This is a genomic window from Mycobacteriales bacterium (assembly GCA_036497565.1).
Classification (GTDB): domain Bacteria; phylum Actinomycetota; class Actinomycetes; order Mycobacteriales; family QHCD01; genus DASXJE01.
Genome location: DASXJE010000009.1, coordinates 1 through 2,616, shown reverse-complemented (window position 1 = coordinate 2,616; position 2,616 = coordinate 1). Strand labels below are relative to the sequence as shown.

Sequence of the window (2,616 nt, the reverse complement as noted above, 5' to 3'; positions counted from 1 at the left end):
ACGGACCGTCGGCACGCGGAAGTAGGAGTCGGTAATCACCGCGGCCAGCACATCACCGGGTGTGCGATCCGGGCGGTTGGCCAGGTAGGTGTCCGCGATCGAGGTGTCCCGACCGCCTGCGGCTAGCCTGCCGTGCAGCACTTCCGGCGTAACCGCGTCGATGGCGCCCGTCGGCACAACGAACAACCGGTACTCTTCCGCGGTCGTGCCGACCAGCATGGGTACGTCGTGGCCGGTGCCGGCTCTGATCGCGTCGATTGGCCGCTGGCGGATCAGCTCGCCGTCGACAACGGGCAGAAACGCCATCCCGGCCGCCACGATGGATGATCCCCACAGGTTCGGGTCCGGATTCTTCGCGGCGTCCAGCGAGATCGACTGCTGCGCCTCGACCAGCCGTCCGACGTCCACCGACGCGAACGCGTCAGCCGTCGCCGGGACGTCCAGCCGAGCGGCCAGTTCCGCCGTGATGCGGGTCGCATCCGTCTCCGTTGCGATGACGTGAGCGCTTCCGCTTTGCGCGATCGCCTTGCCGAACAGGCCGCGTCCGGCAGCCACCGACACGAGAGTAGTCACGCTCATTGCGCCGGCCGACTCGCCGAAGATCGTCACGTTGTTCGGGTCGCCGCCGAACGCGGCAATGTTGTCCTGCACCCACGCCAATGCCGCCAGCTGGTCCCGGATGCCGCGGTTGGCCGGTGCGTCGGGCAGCAGAGCGAAGCCCGGTGCCCCCAACCGGTAGTTCATGCTGACCAGCACCACGCCGTCCCTGGCGAACGCCCGCCCGTCGTAGGACGGCACCGAGTTCCCGCCGTTGCGGAACGAGCCGCCATGGATCCAGACCATCACGGGAAGACCGCCACCGCCGGGGTCCGGCGTCCAAACATTGACGTTGAGGCTCTCGTCGCCCGCGATCACCGGGTCCAGCAATAGCGTGTCCATCGGTGACGCGTACGGCGGTTTCGGCGCCGTCGGGCCCAACCTGGTCGCGTCGCGCACGCCATCCCAGCTCACGGCGGCCGCCGGCGCCTCGAACAACGCTCGCCCGGTCGGCGCGGCGGCGTACGGGATGCCGAGGAACGCACTGACGCCATCCACCTGGGTGCCCCGCACCTTGCCCTGCGTAGTGCTCGCGATGACCTCGTCCATGGTGCTCAGGCTAGGACCAACGGTCCCCCACAGCCTAGGTTGGGCGGGTGAGCGATGCTCCGGTCGATGCGGTGATCTTCGACCTCGACGGCACACTCGTCGACCATGTCGGCTCGGTGACCGCCGCGCTCCACGCGTGGTTGCCGTCGCTGGGAGTCGTGGCAACGGACGATCTGGCCGAAGCGTGGTTCGACGCCGAGGAACGGCACTTCCCGGCCTGGCGATCGCGGCAGATCAGCTTCGCCGAGCAGCGCCGCCGACGGCTGCGTGACTTCCTCCCGCTCATCGGCATCGATCCCGGCGCCGACAAGGACCTCGACGCCATATTTGCCGGGTACCTGGCCTGCTACGAGGCGGCGTGGACCACGTTCCCCGACGTCGACGCCGCCCTGACCGCGCTGGCCGACACCGGACTCAAGACGGCGGTGCTCACCAATGGGACCGTCGAACAGCAGACCGCGAAATTGAATGCCGTCGGGCTCCGGGGGCGGACTGGACCTGTCTTCACCGCCGAAGAACTCGGCGCTGCCAAGCCAGACTCGTCGACGTATCTCACGGTGTGTACCCAACTCGACGTCAATCCCGGTGCCGCCCTGCACGTCGGCGATCTCTACGAACTCGACGTCCTCGCGCCACGGGCGGCCGGGCTGCGGGCCGTACTCCTCGACCGGGCGGACCGCGGGCTATACGACGAGCCGCACCGAATCACCTCTCTGGACCAGCTGGCCGATCACGTCGCCGGCACCTGACAATCGCGGTGCCTTCACCGCCTCAGTCAGGCGGTGTGACCGGCGCCAACCAGAAGAACTCGAGCTGAATGTTGTCCGGGTCGCGGAACGTGATCATCGCGTTCGACGTGTACGACGGTTCCTTCACACCCGAGTTGATGATCGCCAACTCGTCCAGCCGACCGACCCATGCAGTGAGCTCGTCTCGGCTATCGACCAGGAACTCGAGGTGGTCCAGGCCCGTCCGACGTTCGTCGAACGGGTCGCTGTTGCTGGAGGCGTGGTCGACGAGGCAAAGCCTCAGGCCACTTCGACGCTCGATCAGGCAGACCTGTCCGACGTGGCCGTCCGACTGAACATGACGACTCTCCTCGTGCATGCCGAGAAGGTCTCGGTACCAGTCCCCGCTCCGCGACGGATCGGTGACGGTCAGTGTGGCGATGACCTCGCCGGTGATAGCGGGCATGGCCGCAATCGTCCGCCGCCGGAACAGATCCGCAAACGACAAAGGCGACCCCGTCTCCACCTGCCCGAAAAGGCGTTGAGGCTGGCCGAGGTTAGCTCCTACGCTCCGCCGATGGTCTATCAGCATCCGCTGGCTTATCTGCTGGGCTTGGAGGGCGTGGCGCTTCTGCGCGCCTTCAGCGGTGACTACGACCGCGGATTCACTGACGCGCGCTTCGCGGAGATGCGGGCCCTGCTGGACTCGGTCGACAAGCTCGGCGAGGGCGTTGACACCCCT

General features: G+C 67.4%; 3 protein-coding genes. 1 reads left to right on the top strand and 2 read right to left on the bottom strand.

Annotation, left to right across the window (positions count from 1 at the left end):
- A partial coding sequence (locus VGH85_00755; GenBank protein ID HEY2172321.1) for a carboxylesterase family protein occupies positions 1-1,146 on the bottom strand: 1,146 nt, incomplete at its 3' end.
- A 47-nt stretch (positions 1,147-1,193) separates the two neighbouring features.
- Here VGH85_00755 and VGH85_00750 point away from each other — a divergent pair.
- On the top strand, positions 1,194-1,895 hold the full coding sequence (locus tag VGH85_00750) for an HAD family hydrolase (protein ID HEY2172320.1): 702 nt from the start codon (positions 1,194-1,196) through the stop codon (positions 1,893-1,895).
- A gap of 22 nt (positions 1,896-1,917) precedes the next feature.
- Here VGH85_00750 and VGH85_00745 read toward each other — a convergent pair whose 3' ends face one another.
- The gene (locus VGH85_00745) at positions 1,918-2,340 is read right to left on the bottom strand and encodes a VOC family protein (protein HEY2172319.1); all 423 of its coding nucleotides are present in this window, start codon (positions 2,338-2,340) and stop codon (positions 1,918-1,920) included.
- Positions 2,341-2,616 lie beyond the last annotated feature (276 nt).

Excerpts from the sequence above, each read along its gene's own strand:
- VGH85_00745 (HEY2172319.1), bottom strand. The coding sequence starts at position 2,340 with ATGCCCGCTATCACCGGCGAGGTCATCGCCACACTGACCGTCACCGAT.